Source organism: Paenibacillus sp. ALE3, from assembly GCF_054113405.1.
In genome coordinates, this window is sequence record NZ_CM134214.1 from 409,528 (window position 1) to 435,064 (window position 25,537).

General features: G+C 47.0%; 22 protein-coding genes. 15 read left to right on the forward strand and 7 right to left on the reverse strand.

The window, feature by feature from the left end:
* Positions 1 to 10: 10 nt before the first annotated feature.
* The 10 genes from ACXHJ2_RS01760 to ACXHJ2_RS01805 all read left to right on the forward strand — a co-directional run bounded on the left by ACXHJ2_RS01760 (position 11) and on the right by ACXHJ2_RS01805 (position 9,985).
* The gene (locus tag ACXHJ2_RS01760; protein ID WP_165082610.1) at positions 11 to 1,312 is read left to right on the forward strand and encodes a pyrimidine-nucleoside phosphorylase; all 1,302 of its coding nucleotides are present in this window, start codon (positions 11 to 13) and stop codon (positions 1,310 to 1,312) included.
* 201 nt (positions 1,313 to 1,513) lie between these two features.
* Positions 1,514 to 2,086 (forward strand): TetR/AcrR family transcriptional regulator, encoded by a 573-nt coding sequence (locus ACXHJ2_RS01765; RefSeq protein ID WP_165082608.1) that lies wholly within the window; start codon positions 1,514 to 1,516, stop codon positions 2,084 to 2,086.
* A 48-nt stretch (positions 2,087 to 2,134) separates the two neighbouring features.
* A complete protein-coding gene (locus tag ACXHJ2_RS01770; RefSeq protein WP_165082606.1) occupies positions 2,135 to 3,325 on the forward strand; it encodes an MFS transporter in 1,191 nt (396 codons plus the stop codon).
* A 145-nt stretch (positions 3,326 to 3,470) separates the two neighbouring features.
* Positions 3,471 to 4,025, forward strand: a complete 555-nt coding sequence (locus tag ACXHJ2_RS01775) for a hypothetical protein (protein WP_238791086.1) — start codon at positions 3,471 to 3,473, stop codon at positions 4,023 to 4,025.
* Between the two features lie 47 nt (positions 4,026 to 4,072).
* Complete coding sequence (locus tag ACXHJ2_RS01780; RefSeq protein ID WP_165082604.1) at positions 4,073 to 4,573, forward strand: hypothetical protein; 501 nt, start codon at positions 4,073 to 4,075, stop codon at positions 4,571 to 4,573.
* 116 nt (positions 4,574 to 4,689) lie between these two features.
* Entirely contained in the window at positions 4,690 to 5,370 is a 681-nt protein-coding gene (locus tag ACXHJ2_RS01785) for a hypothetical protein (protein WP_165082602.1), read from the forward strand.
* Positions 5,371 to 5,747: 377 nt separating this feature from the next.
* Positions 5,748 to 6,815, forward strand: coding sequence for a sulfate ABC transporter substrate-binding protein (locus ACXHJ2_RS01790; RefSeq protein WP_165082600.1), 1,068 nt, complete (start codon positions 5,748 to 5,750; stop codon positions 6,813 to 6,815).
* An 80-nt stretch (positions 6,816 to 6,895) separates the two neighbouring features.
* A complete protein-coding gene (gene cysT / locus ACXHJ2_RS01795) occupies positions 6,896 to 7,729 on the forward strand; it encodes a sulfate ABC transporter permease subunit CysT (RefSeq protein WP_058711518.1) in 834 nt (277 codons plus the stop codon).
* Positions 7,730 to 7,816: 87 nt separating this feature from the next.
* A complete protein-coding gene (gene cysW, locus ACXHJ2_RS01800; RefSeq protein WP_165082598.1) occupies positions 7,817 to 8,692 on the forward strand; it encodes a sulfate ABC transporter permease subunit CysW in 876 nt (291 codons plus the stop codon).
* Positions 8,693 to 8,854: 162 nt separating this feature from the next.
* Positions 8,855 to 9,985 (forward strand): aminotransferase class V-fold PLP-dependent enzyme, encoded by a 1,131-nt coding sequence (locus tag ACXHJ2_RS01805; protein WP_165082596.1) that lies wholly within the window; start codon positions 8,855 to 8,857, stop codon positions 9,983 to 9,985.
* An 85-nt stretch (positions 9,986 to 10,070) separates the two neighbouring features.
* On the opposite strand, the gene phnE (ACXHJ2_RS01810) is transcribed toward ACXHJ2_RS01805, so the two are convergent.
* The 4 genes from phnE (ACXHJ2_RS01810) to ACXHJ2_RS01825 form a co-directional block, all read right to left on the reverse strand.
* Complete coding sequence (gene phnE, locus ACXHJ2_RS01810) at positions 10,071 to 10,868, reverse strand: phosphonate ABC transporter, permease protein PhnE (RefSeq protein ID WP_025674718.1); 798 nt, start codon at positions 10,866 to 10,868, stop codon at positions 10,071 to 10,073.
* Positions 10,865 to 11,719: a phosphonate ABC transporter, permease protein PhnE gene (gene phnE / locus ACXHJ2_RS01815; protein WP_016324733.1), complete on the reverse strand. Its 855-nt coding sequence runs from the start codon at positions 11,717 to 11,719 to the stop codon at positions 10,865 to 10,867. The genes phnE (ACXHJ2_RS01810) and phnE (ACXHJ2_RS01815) overlap by 4 nt, the downstream gene beginning before the upstream one ends.
* A complete protein-coding gene (phnC, locus tag ACXHJ2_RS01820) occupies positions 11,716 to 12,486 on the reverse strand; it encodes a phosphonate ABC transporter ATP-binding protein (protein ID WP_165082666.1) in 771 nt (256 codons plus the stop codon). The genes phnE (ACXHJ2_RS01815) and phnC overlap by 4 nt, the downstream gene beginning before the upstream one ends.
* A gap of 101 nt (positions 12,487 to 12,587) precedes the next feature.
* Positions 12,588 to 13,556, reverse strand: coding sequence for a phosphate/phosphite/phosphonate ABC transporter substrate-binding protein (locus ACXHJ2_RS01825; RefSeq protein ID WP_165082594.1), 969 nt, complete (start codon positions 13,554 to 13,556; stop codon positions 12,588 to 12,590).
* A 254-nt stretch (positions 13,557 to 13,810) separates the two neighbouring features.
* Here ACXHJ2_RS01825 and ACXHJ2_RS01830 point away from each other — a divergent pair, with 254 nt between their 5' ends.
* From ACXHJ2_RS01830 to ACXHJ2_RS01845, 4 genes are all read left to right on the forward strand, one after another.
* A complete protein-coding gene (locus tag ACXHJ2_RS01830; protein ID WP_165082592.1) occupies positions 13,811 to 15,712 on the forward strand; it encodes a bifunctional 2',3'-cyclic-nucleotide 2'-phosphodiesterase/3'-nucleotidase in 1,902 nt (633 codons plus the stop codon).
* Positions 15,713 to 15,963: 251 nt separating this feature from the next.
* Positions 15,964 to 17,370: a hypothetical protein gene (locus tag ACXHJ2_RS01835; protein WP_058711516.1), complete on the forward strand. Its 1,407-nt coding sequence runs from the start codon at positions 15,964 to 15,966 to the stop codon at positions 17,368 to 17,370.
* A gap of 197 nt (positions 17,371 to 17,567) precedes the next feature.
* Positions 17,568 to 18,377 carry a bifunctional hydroxymethylpyrimidine kinase/phosphomethylpyrimidine kinase gene (thiD, locus tag ACXHJ2_RS01840; protein ID WP_016820369.1) on the forward strand — a complete coding sequence of 270 codons (810 nt, stop codon included), beginning with the start codon at positions 17,568 to 17,570 and terminating at the stop codon, positions 18,375 to 18,377.
* A gap of 215 nt (positions 18,378 to 18,592) precedes the next feature.
* Entirely contained in the window at positions 18,593 to 20,290 is a 1,698-nt protein-coding gene (locus ACXHJ2_RS01845) for a M3 family oligoendopeptidase (protein ID WP_165082590.1), read from the forward strand.
* A gap of 159 nt (positions 20,291 to 20,449) precedes the next feature.
* Here the strand turns inward: ACXHJ2_RS01845 and ACXHJ2_RS01850 are convergent, their stop codons facing one another.
* The gene (locus tag ACXHJ2_RS01850) at positions 20,450 to 21,424 is read right to left on the reverse strand and encodes a ring-cleaving dioxygenase (RefSeq protein ID WP_013373156.1); all 975 of its coding nucleotides are present in this window, start codon (positions 21,422 to 21,424) and stop codon (positions 20,450 to 20,452) included.
* Positions 21,425 to 21,671: 247 nt separating this feature from the next.
* Between ACXHJ2_RS01850 and ACXHJ2_RS01855 the strand changes: the two genes are divergently transcribed.
* Positions 21,672 to 22,202 carry a GNAT family N-acetyltransferase gene (locus tag ACXHJ2_RS01855; protein WP_165082588.1) on the forward strand — a complete coding sequence of 177 codons (531 nt, stop codon included), beginning with the start codon at positions 21,672 to 21,674 and terminating at the stop codon, positions 22,200 to 22,202.
* A gap of 109 nt (positions 22,203 to 22,311) precedes the next feature.
* Here ACXHJ2_RS01855 and ACXHJ2_RS01860 read toward each other — a convergent pair whose 3' ends face one another.
* Complete coding sequence (locus ACXHJ2_RS01860; protein ID WP_165082586.1) at positions 22,312 to 24,852, reverse strand: ABC transporter permease; 2,541 nt, start codon at positions 24,850 to 24,852, stop codon at positions 22,312 to 22,314.
* Positions 24,849 to 25,526: an ABC transporter ATP-binding protein gene (locus ACXHJ2_RS01865; protein WP_165082584.1), complete on the reverse strand. Its 678-nt coding sequence runs from the start codon at positions 25,524 to 25,526 to the stop codon at positions 24,849 to 24,851. The genes ACXHJ2_RS01860 and ACXHJ2_RS01865 overlap by 4 nt, the downstream gene beginning before the upstream one ends.
* Positions 25,527 to 25,537 lie beyond the last annotated feature (11 nt).

Below are 25,537 nucleotides of genomic sequence, written 5' to 3' on the forward strand. Positions count from 1 at the left end.
GAAATGACATATGAGAATGGTAGACTTGATTGAAAAAAAACGTGACGGAAAAGAACTGAGCACTGAGGAAATTAACTTTATTATCCAAGGCTATACTCAGGGTGAAATTCCTGATTATCAGGTCAGTGCATTGGCGATGTCTATCTTCTTCAAAGATATGAACGAACGGGAACGTGCTGATTTGACCATGGCAATGGTTCATTCAGGAGATACGATTGACTTGTCCGCGATTGAAGGTGTAAAGGTCGATAAGCACTCCACTGGCGGTGTGGGTGATACGACAACACTGGTACTGGCTCCGCTTGTAGCAGCCTTAGACATTCCGGTAGCGAAAATGTCAGGTCGCGGCCTCGGGCACACGGGCGGAACGATCGACAAGCTGGAGGCCATTGCAGGCTTTCACGTGGAGATCACTAAGGATGAATTCGTAGATTTGGTGAATCGCAGCAAAATTGCGGTCGTCGGACAAAGTGGCAACCTGACCCCTGCGGATAAAAAATTGTATGCTTTGCGTGATGTTACAGCAACGGTAAATTCGATTCCGCTGATTGCCAGCTCGATTATGAGTAAGAAAATCGCTGCCGGCTCTGATGCCATCGTACTGGATGTCAAGACAGGTGCGGGCGCATTCATGAAAACAGTAGAAGATGCCAAAGAGCTGGCACATGCCATGGTAAGTATCGGGAACAATGTGGGTCGCAAGACCATGGCAGTTATTTCCGACATGAGTCAACCGTTGGGGCTGGCTATCGGGAACTCACTGGAAGTTAAAGAAGCGATCGATACATTGCGCGGCGAAGGACCCAAAGATCTGGAAGAGCTGTGTATGGCTTTGGGCAGTCAGATGGTATTTTTGGCCGGAAAAGCAGACTCCCTCGAAAACGCCGAAGAGAAGCTTAAAGAGGTCATTCGTAACGGCAAAGCACTGGAGAAATTCAAAGAGTTTATTGCGAACCAGGGCGGCGACGCTTCTGTAGTGGATCATCCAGAACGCTTGCCACAAGCGCAGTATCTTATTGAAGTACCTGCAAAGCAGGACGGCGTGGTAGCTGAAATCGTGGCTGACGAAATCGGTACTGCCGCGATGCTACTGGGAGCAGGCCGTGCGACCAAAGAATCCGAGATTGATTTGGCTGTCGGCTTGATGCTGAACAAAAAAGTCGGCGATGCGATTCAAAAAGGCGATTCACTGGTTACAATCCATGCGAACCGTGAAGACGTGGACCAAGTAATAGAGAAAATCTACGCGAACATCCGTATTGCGGATCATGCGGAAGCCCCCGTGCTGATCTATGGAACGGTGACAGAGTAAAGTGTAGCTGTATAGTATAAGGCGTTAGCAGATCAATAGTTATAGAGCCGGAGCCCTTACATTAGAGGGCTTCCGGCTTTTTTTGTTCTCAGCTCAGGCAACTGAGCGGTGGAATTAAAAAAGCGGTTGTCAATTTCTAGTGAGGGAACTATACTAAATTCATAAACTGACGACCGTTCGTAAGGTTATGGGAGGGAACACATGACACTACAGAAAATTAAAACAGCAAGCCTAAAGCAATTTGCGAGAAAGGGATACGATGCCGCCTCCCTACAATTGATTGCTGATGAGGTAGGAATCAAAAAGCAGTCTATTTATGCTCATTTTAAAAGCAAAGACGATTTGTTCTTAGACATATTTGCGGATGCGGTAGACCAAGAAATTTTGGAGCTGGATCGTTATTTTCAAGCTCAAGCTGAACAATCACTTGAAGCTGTTTTGCGAGGATTAATTATTGAATTCAAAGAGCGCTATGAGAGCGCCATGAATCTGCGTTTGATTCTGTATGTCGGATTTCTGATTCCATCTGCGCTGGAAAACCAGGTTCAGGCTTTGGTTACACGCTATGTACAGCACAAAACCAGCTTGGTGTATGAGCGGCTGGCAGCCGAAACGTCGGTTAAGCTTCGCGTTTCAGTTCAATCTGCCACTACAGCCTATATGAATTTGATTGAAGGGATGCTGGTAGAACTGGTGTACAACGGCACCGCTGGTTTTGATCCGCGTCTGGAAAGCTCCTTGGATATTTACTGGCATGGCTTGATTTTGGACTGAACATCTAAGCTTTTGAAATAAACATGATCTTATTGGGGGAAGAGAGTTGTGTCTGTGAAAGAAACCTTTTGGTCCAGAAATTTTATATTTTTGATGATATCCAACGCTCTATTATTTATGGCATTTGAAATGCTTATGCCCACGTTGCCATTGTTTGTGGAAAGTCTTGGCGGCAGTCCGTCACAGATTGGCTTGGTGACAGGCGTGTTTATGTGCTCAGCTATATTGATTCGTCCATTCTCCGGCACACTGATCCAGCTTTTGGACAAGAAATATGTACTGATTATTGGAGTTGTGATTTGTATGCTGGCAACAGGAAGCTACATGCTTTCCACCAGTTTGGTATTGCTGTTAGTCTTTCGGCTAGTGCATGGTTTTGGATTCGGTATTGCGAGCACATTGTATGCTACCTCAGCATCAGATGATTTGCCTCCTCATCGTATGGGGGAAGGAATGGGCTACTTTGGCGTAGGTGAAACCGTAGCGATTTCAGTCGGCCCCCTGCTTGGCATATGGATGCTTCATGTGGCAGGTTTTAGCGGGCTATTTTCCACGGGAGCTATAATTTTGCTGCTGTCGCTTGTGATGAGCATATGGGTTCGTCGCCGTTCTGCGAACCCCACGACGGCAGATACAGCAAAGGACAAAAAGAGGGTTCCATTTAAATTATTTGAAAAAAGAGTGCTGCTGCAATCTGGTCTTGTGCTGCTAATTGGCGTGGTGGCAGGGGGCGTGATGTCTTTCGTGGCCTTATTTGCCAAGGAGCAGGGTTTTACCAATGCGGCCTGGTTCTTCTTTACGGTGGCAATGGCAAGCTTCCTCGTTCGGCTGGTGTCCGGTAGAATTTTTGATACTAAAGGTCCAGCTTATATCTTGATCCCCGCAGGAATTGTGCTTATTGTCGCCATCGTTATGGTGGCTTCATCACGGACCGAGCTACAATTTTTAATTGCTGCTGTGCTGTATGGTTCGAGTTTTGGAGCTATTTTTCCAGCTCTACAGGCTTGGGCAATCAGTGTAGTCGGAGAAGATGAGCGAGAGGACGCTGTAGGCTCCTTTTATAATTTTTTCGATTTGGGGGTTGGAGGCGGATCTTTGATCCTGGGGATGGCTGCCGGATTAACGTCTTATAAAACAATGTATTTGTTCTCTACTTTGTTGATTGCCGTTTATTTAATTATCTTTGTGGTATATAGTGTGCTGGATAAGAAAAAGTCCCGTAACACGTTGAACGTGTAATCTACTCATATGGATGATCTAGATAGAGAGCCACCGTATGGATTCCTTTGAACAAGTTTGAAAAATATGACAGCCAGACTCATAATAGATATGAGTTTGGCTTTTTTTATTGTCAGGGCGCAGGACAGCTCAAAGGAGGGGAGACATGTTCCGTTTGTACAGTGATGTTCGTGGGACAGCTTATGAAAGACTGATTGATTATGCTATGAAACGGGCAGACACGTTTATGTTAGGCGTACATAAATGGGTGACAGAAGATGAGGATGGGTTGAGCGACAAGGAGGTTGTGTTCAAAGAGTTGTTACAGCGTTTGAATTCTTTTTTGCTGTCCACCCACTCTTATGAGGAAATGAGGGGAAAGCATTCCATTGCCTACACAGCCGGAACCTTTTACCGGTACCAATGCACGCCTGAGGCTGGAAAAATATTAAAGCGAGCAGCGTCCAGCCTGTTTTCCTGGGTGCATCCGAAATTGCCAGAAGATTTGTGTTTCCAGAATGTCGATGGCGAGGATTGGATCATGAACATCGCTCACGAACGTATCGGTAGATTGAACATGGATAAAGAAGCAGCAGATGAATTGGAGAAGCTTATCCCTGGTGTGTTTATTTATAAACCTGAACATCATGGCAACATAGACATGTTTATGGACGATGCTAAGATAAAGCCGTTCCATCTGTGCAATCATGGTGACGACTGAATTCATACGGCGTAGCTTCAGCATATTTTGTGTAGGAGGGATATGAAATGGTGGAAAAATGGGTTTGGATGGGTGTGGCGGGGGTGATCGTAGGTTATGTCGCTTTTGCCAATATGAGCGTTTCGACGAACACGTATACTACAACAACGGCGGGTGTAACGCACCAGACAGGTCCGCTTAGCATGCAGAATAAGCAAGGAGAAGCAGCAAAACGCATTGTACATGATCAGGAGATGAATTTTGGAGGACAAGGACTAACAGAGTTCAGATTTGAAGAGGGGCATAAGCTGTACATCAGTATCAAGAATACAGGAAAGCAACCCGTACGATACAAGCTCAACAGTTCGAATGGATCAGACTTGCAAGGCACAACGAGCGGGTTTTCTAGCCGAACGTTACAGCCGGGAGAACGCCACGATCTGCTGTTTATCAAGCCAGAGGGGCAGAATGAAGCTGCGAATGGCTCCTTGAAAGAGCTGATTTTGAAAGTAAGTACGGACGATGGATCACGAGGAAGCGTTAAAACCTTCGCATATATTACACTGTAAGCTACTTCCAGAATGGGCACGACATGCGGTCATTAGTCTACTTATGTTACAATAGAACGGTTGAAGACTTAATGAACAGAATAGGTCAGAGTAGAAAGCAGAAAGGATGACCCGTTGTGCCCAAAAAACATGAATCCGATAATCACAAAATGTCACGGAGGCTGTCACTTACAGCCATTTTACTTACACTTACATTTGTAGCTCTTACAGGCTGCGGCCAGGATAATAATGCTGAACCGAGTGATGCTGGAAGCAGTACAAGCATGATCGAGAACAGTGCTGGAGGCAATCAGAACGGTTCAGCCCAAAGTGACAAAGCAGTTAAAGAGAGCAAGAGTGCAGAAAACAGCGGTACTGATGCGCAAAAGTCAGCTCCTTCCGCCCCAGCTACTTCATCAGATACATCTTCTCCTGCAGCGCCCAATGCATCTCAAAATCCTTTTGAGGTAGCAGGTATTCAAGATCCTAAAGCGTTTTTGGACACATTCAAAGCGTTGCAGAGGGCTGTTGCCGACAATGACAAGGAAAAGGTAGCCAATTATATTTTGTACCCTCTGCGTGTCAATGATAGTGAAAAGTCGCTAACGATTCCGAACAAGAAAGATTTTCTGGCTAAATATGATCAGATCTTTACGGACGCGATTCGTGAGGCGCTAGTGAACCAAAAGACAGATGATTTGTTTGTTAATTATCAGGGAGTTATGGTGGGATCGGGTGAGCTGTGGCTGAGAAGAGCTACGGACAATCCGAAGCAATTTGGGGTTTTTTCGATCAATCTTGAAACGGTAGCCAACTAAGTCGTATTCCACGTGTACCCATGCCCTCTAGGCGGTCGGAAACGTATACAATGTTTCTGACTGTCCCCCCCCCTTGAAGAAAGAAAATTATAGATCATCCCATACCAAAAAAAGGTTTGACATCCCTCATAAACTCTCGTATTATATCCCTATAACTCATTAAACAGGTAGGAATTAAAGAATTAAAGTATGAAAGTATAACCTCGCCATTCTGGCGGAGAACCTCTAGGAACAGCAGGCAGACACTGTACACGCGACAGGTTTGACCTATCAGGGCTGCATCAGGGAATTCTCCGCCCTTTTTTTTGATTGTGTCTGTAAATAACAGGCGTAAATGAATGTGTATTTACAAATTACATAGAATGAGGGGTGTCTTGATGAAGAAGAAACACAAAATTCGGCTTATTCTCGGACTATCTTTGGTTTTAACAATGATGATGCTAAGTGCTTGTGGGGCAAGCAAGGAAGGGACGCAGGCGGATGGTAGCTCTGCTTCTGGCTCCAAGGAAGTGGAGTTGCTCAATGTTTCTTATGATCCGACCCGTGAGTTGTATGAAGCATATAATAAAGTGTTTGCCGCCCATTGGGAGAAGGAGAAAGGGCAGAAGGTCACGATCAAGCAATCCCACGGAGGATCTGGCAAGCAAAGCCGCTCTGTACAGGACGGACTGGATGCAGATGTGGTTACACTGGCCCTGGGCTATGATATTGATGCGTTACAGGAAAAAGGGCTTGTTAAAGAGGGATGGCAAAGTAAATATGAGCATAACAGTTCCCCGTACACATCAACCATCGTGTTATTGGTACGTAAAGGGAACCCGAAGGGGATCAAGGACTGGGACGATTTGATCCGCGGCGATGTGCAGGTCATTACACCGAACCCTAAAACATCGGGCGGAGCCCGCTGGAACTATCTTGCAGCCTGGGCCTATGCGCTCAAAAAGAACAATAACGATGAAGCCAAAGCCCAGCAGTTTGTACAGGAGCTGTATAAGCATGTGCCGGTACTGGATAGCGGAGCACGTGGAGCGACGACGACTTTCGTAGAGCGTGGAATTGGCGATGTGCTGATCGCTTGGGAAAATGAAGCACTGCTCTCTGTGAAGGAGCTAGGTGCAGATAAATTCGATATCGTATATCCGTCGATCAGTATTTTGGCCGAACCTCCGGTAGCGGTAGTCGATAAGGTGGTAGATAAAAAAGGTACACGCGAGGTGGCGGATGCGTACCTGAAATATTTGTACAGTGAAGAAGGGCAGACCATTGCTGCCGAAAATTACTATCGCCCAACATTGGAGAGTGTGACGGCAAAGTTCAAGGATCAATTTCCTAAGCTGGAGCTCGTAACCTTGAAGGATGTATTTGGGACATGGAAAGAGACACAGCAAAAGCATTTTAGTGACAAGGGTATTTTTGACCAGATTTATGTACCTGGTAGTTCATAACATAAGTGGAGTGTAAAGGCGAGTGATCGGTAGGCGCGAGTGCCACATAGTCAAAGGATGCAGAGAGGGATGGACAGAACATGAGTCAAATGCAAGCCACCCGAAAACGCGTACTTCCCGGATTCGGGTTAACAATGGGTTATAGTGTACTGTATCTCAGTCTGGTGGTGCTGGTGCCATTATCAGCACTGCTCCTGAATTCAACCGGGCTGACGTGGGAGAAATTTTGGGACGTGGCGACTGATGCCAGAGTGCTGGCTTCCTACAAGGTGAGCTTTTTGTGTGCCGCAGCTGCGGCACTGATCGATCTGTTCCTCGGTTTATTGATCGCCTGGGTACTGGTGCGTTATGAATTTCCGGGGAAACGAGTTTTTGATGCGGTCATTGATCTGCCCTTTGCTTTGCCCACGGCGGTGGCAGGGGTTGCGTTGACCGCTCTATATGCACAGAACGGCTGGATCGGCTCACTATTCGAACCGCTTGGGTGGAAAATGGCATACTCACAGACGGGGATTACGCTCGCGTTGATGTTTATTGGCATTCCGTTCGTCGTACGGACAGTTCAGCCGGTGCTGGAGGAGCTGGACAAGGATGAGGAGGAGGTGGCGGCTACGTTGGGAGCGGGCAGATGGCGTACCTTCCGCAGCGTTATTGTGCCGGAACTGGTACCGCCACTGCTGACGGGTTTTGCGCTTGCCTTTGCCCGCGGCATTGGCGAGTACGGCTCTGTCGTCTTCATTTCTGGCAATATGCCGATGAAGACCGAGATTGCTCCGCTGCTCATCATGTCCAAGTTAGAGCAAAATGACTACGCAGGAGCTACGGCGGTGGCGTTGATGCTGTTGGTCATTTCATTCGTGTTGTTATTCGTGATTAACAGTTTTCAGCGCTGGTCGCGGCGCCGTGCAGTCTAATGTAACTGTCTATTGTAACTGTCTAACGTTAGTATGCAGACAGCAGAGGCCTGCGCATTAAACCCCGTGTTCAAGGAGGGATACATCATGTCACAAGCGATAACTGGGCAGGAGCTTGCTTCTGCACCAGTGCCTTCATCCGCATCGCCCAATAGGGTTACAACTGAAGCCCCTTGGGTAAAGTGGACGCTCATTGGTGCTGCTTTTTTAGCTTTGCTCTGGGTGTTGGTATTGCCGCTAATCGTCGTGCTTACCGAAGCACTTAAGCAGGGATGGAGCGTATACGTTGAAGCGCTACGGGATCCGGATGCCATGTCTGCATTACGGTTGACGCTGCTGGTGGCAGCGATAACGGTTCCGCTGAATACGGTATTTGGTGTAGCGGCCGCCTGGCTGATCACAAAATTTCATTTTCGCGGCAAAGGTGTGCTGGTCACCTTGATTGATTTACCTTTTGCGATCTCGCCTGTCGTCGGAGGCCTGATGTATGTATTAGTGTTTGGCGCACAGGGCTGGCTTGGACCGTGGCTGGACGAGCATGATATTAAAATTATATTTGCTTTGCCGGGCATTATTTTGGCAACGCTGTTCATTACATTTCCTTTTGTGGCGCGCGAGCTTATTCCGCTGATGGAAGACCAGGGGCAGCAGGAGGAGGAAGCGGCGGTCACGCTGGGTGCGCGCGGCTGGCGCATTTTCTGGAAAGTGACGCTGCCGAACATCAAGTGGGGTTTGCTATATGGCATTATTCTGTGTAATGCGAGAGCCATGGGTGAGTTTGGTGCAGTGTCCGTCGTGTCGGGACATATTCGGGGAGAGACAAATACACTTCCGCTGCATGTGGAGATTTTGTATAACGAGTATCAGTTCTCGGCATCTTTTGCAGTGGCCTCGTTGTTGCTGCTACTTGCTTTGGCAACCTTGGTGCTTAAAAGCTGGTTTGGACGCAAACGCGTGCATTAATTAATAATTGTGTATATGATCCAACAGGGCCTCTCTTTGTGTCTATCGTCTGTTAACGGCGAGAAGATGGGAAGAGAGGCCCTTGTTCTAAGGTGGCTTATATGGATAATAAAATGATCATATCAAGGCACGTTGGTGTGCCCAGGAGGAGCGAGGGGAAATATGAAACATCCGTTTCAGTCCTACCGTCAGTTGTTTCCGGTGCTGTCCTCACATATCCATGTAGGGAGCTGTTCCCAGGGGGCGATATCGAGACCGGTTTCTGCTGCCATTGAGGAATATCATCGAAGCTTGCTGCAACACGGTCTTAACGGCGACCTATCTATGGCACGTTTGGAAGAAGCCAGAGGGCATTTTGCCAAGCTCATTGGGGCGGAGCCTGACGAAATTGCGGTGATGGCCTCAGCCTCTGAGGCGATTGCTGGTGTGGCTACTGCCCTTCCTTATGCACCCGGAAAAGAAGGGATTGTGTATGCAGATACCGACTTTCCGACGGTAGGACACATCTGGCAGGCACAGGAGATGTTTCGTGATCATATTTGCTGTATCCCTTCTACGGAGGGAGAAGTAACCATAGAGCAGTATGAGGAGCATGTTACGGAGAATACTGCACTTATTATGGTGTCCCATGTGAATTATACCAACGGATTTCAGCATGATCTCAAATCCATTGCACATATAGCTCACCGAAATCAGGCGTTACTGTTCGTGGATGCCTATCAGTCTGCAGGAATGATTCCGGTGGATGTAAAGGCGATGGGAATAGATATTCTGGTCGCGGGAGCACGCAAATATATGCTGGGGATACCGGGAGTGGCTTTTCTTTATATAAGCAAGGACCGAATAGAGCGCTTCAAGCCCCGTCTTACGGGCTGGCTCGGACAGGAGCCCGCCTCCCGGTTTGATATTGCTCATCCGGTTCCGGCAGCGGGAACCCGCCGCTTTGAGACAGGATTACCTTCCTTCATTAGCATTTTTGCCGCTAATGCAGCCTTAAAGCTACTGTTGGAAATTGGGGTCATGAACATTCAGACCTATATGAATGAACTGTTGGACTTTTCTGTTGAATATGGACGTAGCAAAGGGTTACACATGCGCATACCTGATCGAGGAGGCACTTTACCAAGTCTGCTCGCTGTTGAAGTAGCCGATGTGTCGGCGGTAGAGAGGCGTTTGCGGAGCCGAAATATGATTGTGTCGGCACGAAAGGATATTATTCGTGTGGCTCCGCATTTTTACAATACGGCAGAGGAAGTCCGGCGGGTCATAGATGAATTAGCTGGGAGTTGTTGAACAGCAAAAGCCTCTTCCGAGTGTATGGGAGCATAGCAGGTCCCTTTTACACCGGAGAGACTTTTGTTGATTTAGAGACTTTTAATTACACGATCCGTTTGCGCAACCAGCCGGATACCAGATCCGTCAAAATGATCAAGACTACAATGCCGAGTAAAATGACGCCTACACGGTTCCAGTTGCGCATTTGGAGTGCAAACAGCAGCGGAGTACCAATACCACCTGCACCAACCAGACCGAGCGTGGTTGCGGACCGGATGTTAATTTCAAAACGATAGAGCGAATAGGATAGAAACTGTGGAATCACCTGCGGCAGCACGGCGAAGAAAATGACCTGCCAACGGTTGGCACCGCACGCGATCAGAGCTTCCTGCGGCCCGTGATCCACACTTTCAATCGTTTCTGAGAAAAGCTTGGCCAGCATGCCAATGGAGTGAATGCCGAGGGCAAGCACACCTGCAAACGAGCCGGGACCTACGGCTTTAATGAATAGAATGGCGACGATCATTTCGGGAAATACCCGGATGACACTAAGTACAAACTTCCCGCTACCTGATAAAGGGCGTAGACGGCTCATATTGCTGGATGCCCAAAAGGCAAACGGCAGGCAGACAAATGCGGACACGAAGGTTCCGAGCACTGAAATAACCAGCGTATCCAGCAACCCACGCAGCAAATCCTCCCCCTCAGGGATGTAGACAAACGACCAGTCGGGATGAAGGAAACCGTCCAATATCGCGACAGAGACGCTTTTGGCCGTCCCCTGTAATCCTTCAAACTGCATCCCGCGAAAAGCCCAAATGTAAATGATAATTAGCAGAATAGCTAACGCCCAAAAGCGCAGGCGGGAGCCAATAGGTCTGCGAAGCGTAGGATCATTCATAATAACTTCCTCCGTAGCAGGTTACTGCCGTAATCAATCGCGAGGACGATGACGAGGGTCAGTAGAATAATAATGCTTGCCCGGTCATATCGGAACAGCCCAAGGGAACGGTCAAGCAGCAGACCGATGCCGCCAGCGCCAACGAGCCCCAGAACAGATGCTGCACGCACATTAACCTCAAAGGTATACAGCAAGTACGACACAAAATAAGGCAATGCCTGCGGAACCACACCAAAGGCGATAACTTGAATGCGGCTTGCACCAACAGCAGTCATAGCCTCCAGTGGTCCGGGATCAATGGCTTCAATCGCCTCAAAGGTCAGCTTGGCTATGATCCCGAAGGAGAAGAAGAGCAGGGCAAGCATCCCTGCAAACGGTCCGATGCCGAATACAGCCACAAAGATCGAGGCAAACAGCAAATCGGGAATCGTCCGTACCAGATTCAGGATCGTGCGCATCGGCAGCGAGATCAGCTTGCGCGGCATCACATTATAGGCGCACAGCAACGCGACAGGGATTGCTAATATAGCTCCCAGTGTCGTGCCGACAATAGCGATCTGGATCGTTTCCAGCATCGGTTTCCAGATGGTAGGCAGGTAACTCCAGTCTGGAGGAAACATTTCCTCCAGCAATTTGCCCATTTCCGGTAAGCCAACGATCAATTGGTAAGGCGTGGCATCTGTATGAATGGAGCAGGCTACCAGCACCACGATAAAAATCATCCAGGTGGCGTAACGCTTGTAGCGTCCTGGCAAAGGTGGCCCTGCGGGCGGCTTACTTGGCTGGGGCGGTCCAGCAGATGGTGACGGTTGCGTCGAAGAGAGCGGCTGGACAGTAGAGTCGGGCTTCATGATCCCACTCCCAGCAGTTCATCATGCTTGATGGCCCGGCCATAGATCTCCGCAAAGGCTTCATCCGTAGCCTCCTCCGGTGTGCCGTCAAAGACGATCTCTCCAGCGCGTAATCCGATGATCCGTGTTGCATATTCGCGCGCCAGATCAATGAAATGCAGATTGACAATGGTCGTAATCTGCATTTCACGGTTGATTCGTTGGAGATCGTCCATCACCTGGCGGGTGGTCAGCGGATCAAGCGACGCGACAGGCTCGTCTGCCAGAATGATTTTAGCCTCCTGCGCCAGAGCACGCGCGATGGATACGCGCTGCTGTTGGCCACCGGACAGCTCATCGGCTCGGCTGTAAGCTTTTTCGCGGATGTTTACGCGTTCCAGTGCGGTTAGTGCCAGTTCGATATCTTCCTTCGGGAAGAGACCGAGAATGGTCCGCAGCGTCGAATGATAACCAACGCGGCCGGAAAGTACGTTGCGAAGCACCGTCGAACGCTTAACCAGATTGAAGCTTTGAAAGATCATGCCGATATCACGGCGAATGCGCCGCAGCTCGCTGCCTCCGGCAGATGTGACAGACCTGCCGCCTACAACGATGTCGCCAGACGTGATGTCATGCAATCGGTTAATGGAACGCAGCAGGGTGGACTTACCCGCACCGGATAAGCCGACAATGACGACCATTTCTCCCTCCTGAATCGTCATATTAATATTATTCAACCCTTTGGTGCCGTTCGGGTATGTTTTCGATACGTTTCGAAATTCAATCATATGCTCCCAACTTTCTCCCTGATGGGGTGGAATGAAAACAACACCGCCATGAATACATGGACGGTGCTGCCCTGTCATTCGTAAAGCCTGTTTCGTACCTGTTACTTTACCGCTTGGCCGACAGCTTCGGCGTATTCACGCACAGAATCGAAGTTTTTATCGTCGCCCTTTTCATAACCTACATGGGTGTAAATTTCTTTAATGATTTCGCCGCCTTCAGGATCGTTGGCAATGTCAATAAAGGCTTGGGCGATTTTGTCTCTCCACGTTTGATCCATATCGGAACGTACGCTGACGGTGTCATTTGGAATTTTAGCTGTGTTATGAATGACACGTGTCTTTTCAAATACGTCCGGGATTTCCTTCTTCACTGTGTTACGTGCATCCTGGAAGACAGCGACAGCATCAACCTGACCATTCAGCAGCGCCAGAATAGCAGCGTCGTGGCCTTTGATCGTCACACCCTGCACATCTGTGTCCGGGTCCACGCCAGCTTTTTCCAGCTCTGCTGCGGGGTACACATAGCCTGCGGAGGAGGTTACATTTTGCCAGCCAACCTTCTTGCCTTTCAGATCAGCCAGACTTTGAATTGGAGAATCCTTTTTCACCACGATCATTGCTTTATAAAAGTTTACTTTTTCAGTCGTGTCCTTGCCTGTGGCATCTTCAATGCCATAGCGTTGAGCTTGCAGGAGCAAGTCGGCCGCTTTACGATTATCATGTGCCAGTACATAAGCATTAGGCGGAAGGAACCCTACATCTACCTGTTTGGAAGACATGGCTTCCACAATCGTATTATAGTCAGGAGATACGGTTACTTTCACCGGGATTCCGAGCTTGTCCCCCAGCAGTTTTTCGAGCGGTTTAGCTTTGGCTTCGAGGGTATCTGCATTTTGAGAAGGAACGAATTGTACCTTTAACTCCTTAGGGACATAGGCTGTGCTTTCGTTTTTAGAGCCATCTGTACCCGGAGTGGAGGCGCTGTTGTTATTGCTTGCATTTGAGCCACAAGCGGCTAAACCCGCTGCCAGTGTGAAGGTCATGCACAAGGTCAGTGCTTTTTTGAACAAAATAATTTCCCCCTAAACATCGTAATAACGAAAATTTAAAAAACCTGTAAATTCAGTGACAAACCAAATCTTAACAGCTAGTCCCACAGGTAGGGTAAAAAGCACTCCTGACTTTGGTAAAAATGATGTAAAATTTATCATTTGCTAGAGGCCGTAGACTGTACTTAAGCGAATTGCTTATTTTAACATTCTCTTAACAGTGCTTTGTTAGACTTATTCAAGCTCTATGACCGAAGCTGAGGGAGAGAACAAGATTGGATATTTTGGACGTTAATGATAAGACAGGGCAGGAATATGCAGGTGCTGGGAAGGTGAAATTCCGCATTATGGTTACCACCGATCTGCATGTCAGCTTGTGGAATTATGATTATTATACAGATCAGGAAACACTGCATTACGGTCTGACGCAAACCGCTAGTCTGATTCACACGGCTCGGGCAGAAGTGCCCAATCACCTGCTGCTGGATAACGGAGATGTGATTCAGGGGAATCCGATGGGAGATTATGCTGTACAGCGGCTCCAACGGGACCCAAGCGAGGTGCATCCCGTCTATAAAGCAATGAATCTGCTGGGGTATGAGGCAGGCAGTATTGGTAATCATGAATTTAACTATGGGTTGGAATATTTGCAGACTTGCCTTCGAGGAGCACAGTTTCCTTATGTGAATGCCAACATCTATATAGCGGGAGAGGAAGAACAAAACTACTTCACGCCTTATCTATTGCTGGATAAGACGGTAGAGGATGAAGCAGGCGGTAAGCATCTGCTGAAGGTGGGAGTCATCGGCTTTGTGCCTCCGCAAATTATGCAATGGGACAAGGCATGGTTGGAAGGAAAACTTATCGTCAAAGATATGCTGGAAACCGCCAGACGGTTTATTCCAGAAATGCAGGCGGCCGGAGCCGACCTCATTATTGCTATGCCTCATGCAGGCTTTGAGGATATTCCCGAAACCCCGAATATGGAAAATGCGGTGCTGCATCTGAGCAGGGTGGAAGGGATCGATGCCATTGTGTTTGGTCATGCACATAAAGTATTTCCTGGCCCTTCGTTTATAGGTATGACAGGTGTTAATGCAGAGCAGGGCACCATTCATGGCATTCCAGCAGTAGAGCCGGGCTTCTGGGGAGATCATCTGGGTATCATTGATCTGGATCTGGCCCTTATTGGAGGAAAGTGGCAAGTGGCTGCATCTGCTGCCGAGGTACGCCCGGTGTATGACCCGATACGCAAGGAAGCACTCGTCCAACCAGATACTGCTATTCAGCAGGCGGTAGCAGATGAACATGCTGGAACCCTGGATTATATTCGTGCACCTGTAGGTCGAACGACGGTAGCAGTGAACAGCTTTTTTGCCCAGGTGATGGATGACGCTTCGGTGCAGCTCGTAAATGATGCACAAATTTGGTATGTGAAACAGCAGCTACAAGGGAGCGAGTATGAGGGGTTGCCCGTTCTGTCGGCAGCAGCTCCTTTTAAAACAGGGGGCAGATATGGTCCGGCGTATTATACCGATATTCCCGCAGGGATGCTAGCGATCAAACATATCGCCGATCTGTACAATTTTCCGAATACGCTGCATGTCGTTCGACTGAGTGGGGCAGAAATTCGGGAATGGCTGGAGTGGTCTGCCGGTCAATTCCGGCAAATTGATCCTTCGGCAGAGGAGGAGCAAGAGCTGATTAATTCTGAGTTTCCAAGCTTTAATTTTGATATCATCGATGGCATCGAGTACCAGATTGATGTAACACAGCCAGCCAGATATGATGCTGCCGGGGAACTAAAGGACCTAGATGCGCACAGAATCATTCATATGTCTTTTGAAGGGGAACCGATGGATATGCAGCGGAGTTATCTGGTTGTTACGAATAACTATCGCGCGTTCTCCTCTGCGTTGGTTAATCCAGGTGGGGAGCGAATTGTACTGGCTTCACCGGATGAGAACCGGCATGTGCTGACTGAGTATGTGCGGCATATGAAGACGTTGACGCCAAAGGCTGACGGTCACTGGTCCCTCGCCCCATGGTCGGGTCGTCCACATGTGACGTTCCTAACCTCGCCGCAAGCAACGCATGTCGCCAATGCTTATTCTGAGTTGCTTTATGAAGGGCTGACGATAGAAGGATACGCTAAGTTTGCTCTTGATTTTCGGTGATTCTAAATCATTTTGCAAGTTGTGATCTTCTAAGTCCACAGCATCAAAATAATAGAGAAAGACTGTCTCTCAGGGACGGTCTTTTTTCATAAAACAGATTTAAAATCGTACGAAACTCGTGATTTTGTATGTCCTGAGTCGTGTTTAAAGTTATTGACCTCTCGTATAATTAGACATATACTTTGATTAAACAAATTTTGGTTTAAAAGGTAATGAAAAAGTCACCATCATTCGTTTGAGGGGGTGTCCCTTTGGAAAAAAACACCACGATCCGCGCACAGATAGAAAAGTATATTCAAAGTGAAGGTATTTCGATGCAATGTTTTGCAGATGCTTCCAAGGTAAATCCGGGTACACTTAGCGGTATACTTAACCGAAACCCACCACGGCCTATTTCAGTTAATCAGCTTGATCTGATTACTGAGGCGATGGGATTGGAAGAAGGATCTTTGTTCGAGATGTATGTAGATGAGTGTTTTATTCATTCCTTGCCCCACTGGAGAAGGTTGCGTCCATTTCTTCTTCGTTGCTCAGAGTTGAACAAGCTGGACTGTATACGCAGTGTGCTGGGCTATTTGATGGACGATTTATCAAATATTCCGGCTATTTTTGAGACTGCAGAAGCGATGTTTGAGGATGGCCGACATGAAGCCTCCATGCTTTTGTATGATTGTGTTATTGAGAGTGAGAAGTATACCCACTCCGAACGGTTGGCGATTAGCTATTTTCGCATATTCCAGATTCAGATTAAGGATAACCAACGGAACTTGAAGGCTGCTGTACAATTCCATTTATACCGTAGTCGTCTACCGGAAATTTATGCACTGGAAGGCTTACATATGCTATCTCAAGTGTTTGCTTTAAAAATGCAATGGTCCGAGATGGAAATGTATGCGGACGAGCTAAGAGAGCTGGCGCAGGCATTGTATCGCAATCGGAACCGTTTTGGAGATGAGCACCTGGAGCTGCTTAAGCCGCTCGTTTATTACTATGCTCAAGGGCATCTGCTTAAGGCCAGCTGCTATGAGTTTCAGGGTAGATATGAGGAATCCAAGCAATGGATTGAAGGTTATGCAGATTTGAGCTGGTTTGAGGGTTTGGACGAGGAAGGCTGGAAAGTAGTCAACCTGCATCGTGTATATGCACAGGGCAACCGACTTTGTATTGAAATCAAAATGGGTAACACTTCTGCAATCTATGAATATATTACTTACCTGCGCGAACATCCGGATGAGACATTGGAAGGCTTGAATACGTTGCTCGAATCAGCGAATCGGTTTGGTTATTTCGTGGATGCCGAGCTGGAGCTGTTCAGCCAGCAACTCAAGAGTTTCTGGGAGCTTGCACCGGAACAATGGGACACACATTATCGCAAGCACTTTAATGCATTTCGCTTTGCCTCCTTTTGTAAGGTGTATGCGGAATATTATTTTCGAAAAGGCGATTACCCCGAAGGGTTGGAACAAACACTACATTGCCTGCAACTGTCTGTCGATAACAGCTATACCGAGCATATCATTGGTTGTATGGCTTTATTTGAGCAGCACCGGAATTTTGCTACCCCAGGACAGCAGCAGTTGTATCAGAGTTTTTGCCTCGGCGTACGGGCAAATGAAAAAAATCATGCCTATGATCACAGTACGGGTGGGTATTTATAAGTCTAAATTTCATTCAAATTCTTCATATAACACGTACTTACGAGGATGTTCTCATTTCAAAGGGGGATATTCTCGTTTTTTAGCTGTTGCTGGTTCTTGTGACTTTTCGTATGGAAAGGACTGTTTTACGCGTTGACAAGTTTCGCATGCAGGATTAGGATAAATGCAGCACAGAAAGTGAAGGAGAGCATGTACTAATGACGATTCCCAAAACACTAACGATAGCCGGCTCCGACACAAGCGGCGGAGCAGGTATTCAGGCGGACCTGAAAACCTTTCAGGAGCTTGGTGTATATGGCATGACTGTATTGACTACCGTAGTTGCGATGGAACCTAAAACCTGGAACCATCTTGTATATCCTGTTGCGTTGGACGTGGTTGAGGCGCAGCTGCGTACTGTATTGGAAGGTATCGGTTTTGATGCAATGAAGACCGGTATGCTGGGTTCCGTAGATATCATCGAACTGGTGGCCAGCCACTTGAAAAAGCATGATCTGAAACGGATTGTGATTGACCCAGTGATGGTCTGCAAAGGCACGGATGAAGTGCTTCAGCCGGAAAATACAGAGGCCATGCTGGAATTGTTGATTCCTGGCGCTGATCTGGTAACACCGAACTTGTTCGAGGCTTCGCAGCTGGCGAAGAAAGGACCGATCACGACACTGGAGCAGATGCAGGAAGCGGCTGCTATTATCCACGAGCGTGGTGCTAAGCATGTGCTGATCAAGGACCGTGGCAAAATTCGCGCAGGTAAAGCGATGGATCTGCTGTATGACGGAATCACTTTTGACTGGTTTGAAGCGGATGTTGTACAAACCAACTTTACCCACGGTGCAGGCTGTACCACTTCGGCTGCGGTAACGGCTGGTTTGGCACAAGGGCTGACTGTACGTGAAGCTGTGGATCAGGCCAAGAAATTCATTACACAGGCCATTGAAGGTGGCTTCAAGCTAAATGAATTTGTCGGTCCGACCCTGCATGTGGCACACCGTTTGCAAAATCAATAAAGAGGACTTATAAATCTCCATTAGACTGTATATATATCAGGTTGGTATAGCCAACTATGTCTTCGTTATATAGCGTTAGATTAGGCTCAAAAGCCGCAATACATGGTATTGCGGCTTTTGAGGTTGTATTATTTTGGAATTCCAGCTTCCAGTTTGGTCTAATCGTACTGTATAATAGGCATCAGATTTATTACATTAAAGGGGGAAACGGAGCAATGACATTATTCAGCGAAATGGCTTATAGCCGACCAGTGCAACCTGAAATTGAACAGCGGTTTAAAACGCTGTTGCAGCAGTTTCGTGAAGCGGACAATGTAGAACGTCAAAATGAAGTTATTCATGCGATTAACAAGCTGCGCAGTAACGTGGAAACGCAATTGCAATTGGTGGAAGTTCGGCACTCCATTGATACGGAAGATGCGTTCTACAAAGCGGAGCAAGAGTACGCTGATGATTTCATGCCGGTTATCCAAGAGTATGTAACCGATTATTACCGGGCGTTGGTGGAGTCTCCATTTAGAGCTGAGTTGGAGAGCCAATGGGGGAGACAGCTTTTCAGTATTGCCGAGGTGGCGCTCAAGTCGTTCCACCCGGATATCATTGAGGATTTGCAGCAGGAAAATAAGCTGACTTCGGAATATGCCCAATTAATTGCCTCAGCGAAGATCCCGTTCGAGGGGGAAGAACGCACATTGTCACAGCTCCTGCCATTTGAAATGGCAACCAACCGCGAGACACGCAAACAGGCCTCCGAGGCCAAATATCAATTTATGAGTGAGCATGAGGACGAGCTGGATCGAATTTATGATGAATTGGTCAAGGTACGTACGCGCATGGCACACAAGCTGGGCTATGACAACTTCGTAGAATTGGGCTATGCCCGCTTGGGACGTACAGATTACAATGCAGAGATGGTAGCCAATTTCCGCGAGCAGGTGCTGAAGCACATCGTTCCTCTGGCAACCAAGCTGAAAGAGCGCCAACGCGAGCGGATCGGAGTAGATCAGCTCCGTTATTACGACGAGGGCTTCAACTTCTTGTCAGGCAACCCTACGCCAAAAGGTGACCCGGACTGGATTCTTCGTAATGGAGCGCGTATGTATGAGGAGCTTTCACCGGAAACACATGAATTTTTCAGTTTTATGGTCGAGCGTGGACTGATGGATTTAATCAGTAAAAAAGGCAAGCAAAGCGGAGGCTACTGTACATTTTTGAGCGAATATGGCACGCCATTTATTTTCTCCAATTTCAATGGGACATCCGGCGATATCGACGTATTGACTCATGAGGCAGGTCATGCCTTCCAGGTCTATGAAAGCCGACATTTTGAAATTCCCGAGTACCACTGGCCAACCATGGAGGCGGCTGAAATTCATTCGATGAGTATGGAGTTTTTTGCATGGCCTTGGATGAAGCTGTTCTTCGAGGAAGACACGGACAAATATCACTTTGAACACCTATCTTCATCGTTGCTGTTCGTGCCTTACGGCGTAGCCGTAGACGAATTCCAGCATGCCGTATATGAACATCCGGATTGGACACCGGCCGAACGTAAAAGTGCATGGCGTTCCATTGAACGCAAGTATAAACCGCATCTGGATTATGAAGGCAACGAGTACCTCGAAAAGGGCGGATTCTGGCACAAGCAGGGACATATTTTTCAATCTCCGTTCTATTATATTGACTATACACTGGCACAATTGTGTGCATTCCAGTTCTGGAAACGCATGGGTGAAGACCGGGCAGCAGCATGGAAAGATTATTTGAAGCTGTGTCGTGCCGGAGGAAGCCGATCCTTTACCGGATTGGTTGAGCTGGCTGGATTGATCTCGCCGTTCCAAGACGGCTGTATCGCCTCTGTGATCGGGGAAATCGAAGCATGGCTGAACAGCGTGGATGATAAAAAGCTATAAGCACAGCCCAAAAGGGTATTTCACTTACCTGTCTAGCTGAAAAGCTCGTAGATGAGATGCTTTTTTTAATGAAAGCAGAGCAGTTGCACGAAAAAAGCCGGGAACCTCTACATGATGTAGAAGTCCCGGCTTTGTGTTTATTTTAGAGTAAATATAACTTTATTCATGTTTGGTGTTGAGTGGTTTGAGATTGGCTTCAATTGATGCACGGCGCGGCTCCAAGAATGGAGGCAGTGCCAGAGATTCGCCCAGAAACTCCAGTTCCTCATCGGTGTCAAACCCCGGTCCATCGGTAGCCAATTCAAACAGAATGCCGTTCGGCTCACGGAAGTACAAGGAACGGAAATAAAAGCGATCTACAAAACCAGAGTTGGAAATCTGCAGCTGCCCAATACGCTCTACCCATTGTTTGAGCTCTTCCTCGGTTTCAACACGGAAAGCTACATGGTGCACACTGCCGCGTCCTGGTCGCTCTTGTGGCAGATCGTTGCGCTCTTCCAGATGAACTTCAGTTCCTGTACCGCCTTCACCTGTTTCGTAGATAACCACATCCGGTTGTCCGGCAACAGGGGAAGGGTAGGAGCCCTTTTTGCGGAAGCCCATAACCTGTTCAAGAATAAGAATGGTATTCTCCGCTTTGGGAATGGTCAGATGAACCGGACCAAGTCCAACGATGCCGTATTCCGCAGGGACAGGGCTCTTCTCCCAAGGCGTGCCGCCGCGCATTCCGTGATCATGCTCATCTGAAACGAGGAAGAAGCGTTGTCCTTCAAAATCCTCGAACGAAAGCGCCAAGCGTCCTGCTTGATCTATAATTTCGCCATGCTTCACATCCAGCTGCTCGAAGCGGTTTTTCCAATAATTCAGAGCCTTGTCGTTCGGTACCCGTAGGGAGAGCGCCGAAATGCTGTTATTCCCTGTACGCGTTTGTCCAGCATGTGGAATTTCAAAGAAAGTGACTTCCGTACCCGCGGTTCCGCGCTCATCTCCGTAAAAGAGGTGATACACACTAACATCGTCCTGGTTCACCGTTTTCTTGATCAACCGAAGTCCCAATACCTGAGTATAAAATTCAACATTTTTAGCCGCTGCCGCTGTAATCGCCGAAACGTGATGCAATCCTAACAGTTTCATGTTATTTGCCCTCCTTGGTTTTTATATGATTAGGTTTTTCAAAGCAAAATAAACCGTTGCCGTAAATTTTTCTTTATATTTATTATCTTGATATTAAGATATATTATTTTTGATTGTTTGTCAACATGAATTATGCGCTGGCTCCAAAGATAGATAAACTAGATACTCGATATTATGCAAAAGCAGATACAATAAAGCACATACAACCCAGCATAGAAATGAGCGTTTTATGATAAGGAGGGACTTGATGTATGCAGAAAAGGATTTAACGATTAGGCCTGCTACAGAAGAAGACCTATATGCACTTTGGACGCTAATTTACAAGGAAGAAGCACCGGAATGGAAGCAATGGGATGCACCTTATTATGAGCATAAGACGCTTTCTTTGGAGGAGTATTTAAAAGAGAAGGAAAAGCGAATCGGACAAGATGACTTTAGGCTCATTGAAGTGGAAGGCAAGGTCATTGGATCAGTGAGTTACTACTGGGAGCATAAGCCTTCGCAATGGCTTGAAATGGGGATAGGTATCTATGATTCGGGGTATTGGAGTGGTGGCTATGGTACGAGAGGACTTCGATTGTGGATCGACCATTTGTTTAATACATTGCCTCTAGTAAGAGTAGGCTTTACAACCTGGTCAGGAAACCATCGGATGATGAAGGTCGGGGAGAAGCTGGGCATGACCCTCGAAGCCAGGCTTCGCAAGTGCAGATATTATAATGGAAAGTACTATGATTCGCTCCGAATGGGGCTACTGCGGGAAGAGTGGGAAGTGTAGGCGTTCAGACAAAAATACCTTTCTAAGCATAAAAAGATGACTCTGAATGTGATCAGGAGTCATCTTTTTGACGCTCATGGGTATTTTGCTTTCTTATTGTTAGGTGTATCTACTCTGATTCTCGAAGTCGCTCTACAATACTTCGTTTGTTGTTCATAGAATAGACTGCTACTGGAATAAGTATCCCAAGCAATAACAGTAAAGGCAATGAGGCTAGAAGTGGCCAAATTATAAAGTGATAACTCAAAAACCACATCATACTGCTTAGGGGTTTCACAATTGAAATAGATGATATGATCCCTAATAAAATGGAGAATAGGGCGGTGCCGAGAACATAATATAGCCCTTCATAGATCAGCATACCCCGCAATTGCTTTTTGGTCATGCCGATACTTTGCAGCATGGCAAACTCCTGACGCCGTGTCAATATACTCGTCAGAATTGCGTTTACAAAGTTGAGGATACCAATTAGGCCGATAATCAGACTGAGCGTGCCACCGATCATCATGATGGTGTTTTGCATACCGGAAAACTCATTCATTGAAGTGAATTTGGATGTGTAGTTCATTACCGGCTCTGTAGTTTCGGTGTAACTTTTTAAAAAGCTCTCCATGGCCTCTTCATGATCAGGGGACACATTAAAGGCGTAGCTCATCACAGCAGGCTGCTCCGCAAGCGGCTTGTAAATATTCGCCGGAAGATAGAAGTTATACGTACTTGAACGGCGATCAGAATTGGTACTATATTTAATTGCAACATGACCAAGCACTGTGAATGTATGCGTAGTATATTCTTTATCCAGCGGAGCTTCTGCTACTCCCATATAACTGTGAAGCGTGACCTTTTCACCCACCTTATACAGAGCTTCTTCCATATAGGGGATGTCATTGTCATCTAAATCTACCCCTTCCAATATATACTTACCGGTAGCCAGCTTTTCAAAATCAAGCTCACCGTCTAGTAATCGCAACCGGTGCAGTGGTAAATCTTCCAGCCCATATACTGCTGCAATGAAGTTGCCGCGAGAATCAGTCTCATCGTCCTCATTGGTGTATTTTCCATTCTCGACAGTAAGCACTAATCTGCCGCCATACAAGCGACCGCCCTCTTCAAAGCCGGGCTGTGTCTGTACAGCCTGAATAAAACTCTCGGAGGTCTCATTTTTAGGGCCGCTAAAATAGGGACGTTGAAAATATTCAGCATGAGCAATGAGAAAGTCAGTGTCATTGAATTTGGATACAAACTTATCCATATCAATGCTCTGAGACAGGGTGAACGCCGTGTTAAGAAGTACAAGGCTTAACGAAAGACTGATGACTACCAACACGGTACGCTTTGTATTGCGCCCCAAGTTGGAGCGAGCCATGTGGATCATTTTAGCGCCTTCAGTGGATTTTTTCAGCTTACGGCCGCCCTTGGTATTTCCGTCTGTGTATCTTACTGCCTCAACTGGAGAAACAGCTGCCGCAATTCTGCCTGGCTTGAAAGTGCTGATCATTACGGTAATGAGCGCGAACAAAGCTGATCCTATAAAAATCCATGGGTTGGGAGATACCGATACCTCGGTACCAGCAAAAGTAGTGTGGTTTATAAGAAGTGGTATAAGTGCTTTACCGACAAAAAAACCTGTTATTAACCCAAACGGGATTCCTATCCCTGAAAGAACTAACGCCTGTCTGCGAATGATCCGGCGGATCTGCTTGCCGCTTGTGCCGATTGTCTTTAAAAGACCATAAAAACGAATATCTCGCATCACCGATATTTGAAAAATGTTATAGATGATCAAATAGCCGGTAAACACGATCAGTATCAGGGCGGAAGTAAGTGCCATGATTGTTCCCGCATCCATACTAAAATTGGTTGAGATGTATGACCAATTTACATTATTCGCGATATAGTTCGGCGCATCTTCGTCAAGCGAATATCCGCTTTCGGTAATCACTTTACTGAGCTTTCCCCGCAAATCAAGGCTGTTGTCGAACATCATATATGCACTAATGGTTCCTGTATAGAAATGATCTTTTTTATAGGTGCTTTGTAATTCCTTGGCATGAGCATCGACATAGGATCTGGAGGCGAATATTTGTCCTGTGTTAAACACAGGATCGCTTTTCCACCAGCCGGAGAGGATAAAATCACGCTGTACTTCTTTACCTCGTATATCAAGCTTTAGCCTCAAAGGTGCTCCAACCTCCAGTGGAACACCCAATAGCTGCAACGTCTTGGAGTCTGCGATCACTTCATTTTCCGCCGCAGGCTTGTGCCCCTCTTTAAGCTCAATAAAACCAAGCTTCATCCCTACATCATCGTAATACCAGAACTCTGTGTGGCGTTTTAGAAATTTATCGTTCATAACTCCGTCGCTTAGTATACGGTTATAAGCTATTTCCTTGATCAACGGATGATCCTTGACATGATTAAATTCGTCATCCGTTATATATTTAAGTACGGCATGTCCATCTCCACCGACCTGTCGCATGGTCGCCCGTTGTAAGTTTTCCCCAGCGCCAATCCCCATAGTGAACAGTGTTGTAAATAGCAATGAGGTTAGTGCTATGGCAACAATAGCAAAGAGGTTACGGGCTTTGTTTACTTTAAAACTTTTATCTGCCAGCTTGCGGATTACTTTTTTGTTCTTTACCTTGATCATTTGCCTTCACCGCCGACCATTTTACCGTCCTCAATTCGAATGATCCGGTCTGCCATTTGCGCAATTTCCTCGTTGTGCGTGATCATCACTATCGTTTGGCGGAACTGCTGGCTGGATACTTTGATCAATCCCATCACATCCAGACTGGTTTTACTGTCCAGGTTCCCGGTGGGTTCGTCTGCTAAAACAATTGCAGGTTTTGCTGCCAATGCTCTGGCGATAGCTACGCGCTGCTGCTGGCCCCCCGATAGATTGTTGGGCAGGTTATTCAACTTTTGGTCCAGACCCAAGGTATGTACAATTTTATCTATGTGGGTTTTGTCCGTTTCTTTACCATCCAGTTCAATCGGAAGCACAATATTTTCGTAGACATTTAAAACAGGTACCAGGTTGTAATTTTGAAACACGAAGCCAATTTTTCGTCTGCGAAATATAGTCAATTCTTCATCTTTTAATGTGAAAATATCTTTACCGTCAATCGTAACGTTTCCACTTGTTGGACGATCAAGTCCACCCAGCATATGGAGAAGGGTAGATTTGCCGCTCCCGGACGTACCGACAATGGCCACAAATTCCCCGCTTTCCACCTCCAGATTCACTCCATCTAGGGCATGAACAGCGGTATCCCCGTTACCATAATACTTCTTCAACTCCTGAGTTTTTAACAGAGTCATTCATTTCTCCT

Excerpts from the sequence above, each read along its gene's own strand:
- ACXHJ2_RS01760 (WP_165082610.1), top strand. The coding sequence starts at position 11 with ATGAGAATGGTAGACTTGATTGAAAAAAAACGTGACGGAAAAGAACTG.
- ACXHJ2_RS01765 (WP_165082608.1), top strand. The coding sequence starts at position 1,514 with ATGACACTACAGAAAATTAAAACAGCAAGCCTAAAGCAATTTGCGAGA.
- ACXHJ2_RS01775 (WP_238791086.1), top strand. The coding sequence starts at position 3,471 with ATGTTCCGTTTGTACAGTGATGTTCGTGGGACAGCTTATGAAAGACTG.
- ACXHJ2_RS01780 (WP_165082604.1), top strand. The coding sequence starts at position 4,073 with ATGGTGGAAAAATGGGTTTGGATGGGTGTGGCGGGGGTGATCGTAGGT.
- ACXHJ2_RS01790 (WP_165082600.1), top strand. The coding sequence starts at position 5,748 with ATGAAGAAGAAACACAAAATTCGGCTTATTCTCGGACTATCTTTGGTT.
- cysT (WP_058711518.1), top strand. The coding sequence starts at position 6,896 with ATGAGTCAAATGCAAGCCACCCGAAAACGCGTACTTCCCGGATTCGGG.
- cysW (WP_165082598.1), top strand. The coding sequence starts at position 7,817 with ATGTCACAAGCGATAACTGGGCAGGAGCTTGCTTCTGCACCAGTGCCT.
- ACXHJ2_RS01805 (WP_165082596.1), top strand. The coding sequence starts at position 8,855 with ATGAAACATCCGTTTCAGTCCTACCGTCAGTTGTTTCCGGTGCTGTCC.
- phnE (WP_025674718.1), bottom strand. The coding sequence starts at position 10,868 with ATGAATGATCCTACGCTTCGCAGACCTATTGGCTCCCGCCTGCGCTTT.
- phnE (WP_016324733.1), bottom strand. The coding sequence starts at position 11,719 with ATGAAGCCCGACTCTACTGTCCAGCCGCTCTCTTCGACGCAACCGTCA.
- phnC (WP_165082666.1), bottom strand. The coding sequence starts at position 12,486 with ATGATTGAATTTCGAAACGTATCGAAAACATACCCGAACGGCACCAAA.
- thiD (WP_016820369.1), top strand. The coding sequence starts at position 17,568 with ATGACGATTCCCAAAACACTAACGATAGCCGGCTCCGACACAAGCGGC.
- ACXHJ2_RS01845 (WP_165082590.1), top strand. The coding sequence starts at position 18,593 with ATGACATTATTCAGCGAAATGGCTTATAGCCGACCAGTGCAACCTGAA.
- ACXHJ2_RS01850 (WP_013373156.1), bottom strand. The coding sequence starts at position 21,424 with ATGAAACTGTTAGGATTGCATCACGTTTCGGCGATTACAGCGGCAGCG.
- ACXHJ2_RS01855 (WP_165082588.1), top strand. The coding sequence starts at position 21,672 with ATGTATGCAGAAAAGGATTTAACGATTAGGCCTGCTACAGAAGAAGAC.
- ACXHJ2_RS01860 (WP_165082586.1), bottom strand. The coding sequence starts at position 24,852 with ATGATCAAGGTAAAGAACAAAAAAGTAATCCGCAAGCTGGCAGATAAA.
- ACXHJ2_RS01865 (WP_165082584.1), bottom strand. The coding sequence starts at position 25,526 with ATGACTCTGTTAAAAACTCAGGAGTTGAAGAAGTATTATGGTAACGGG.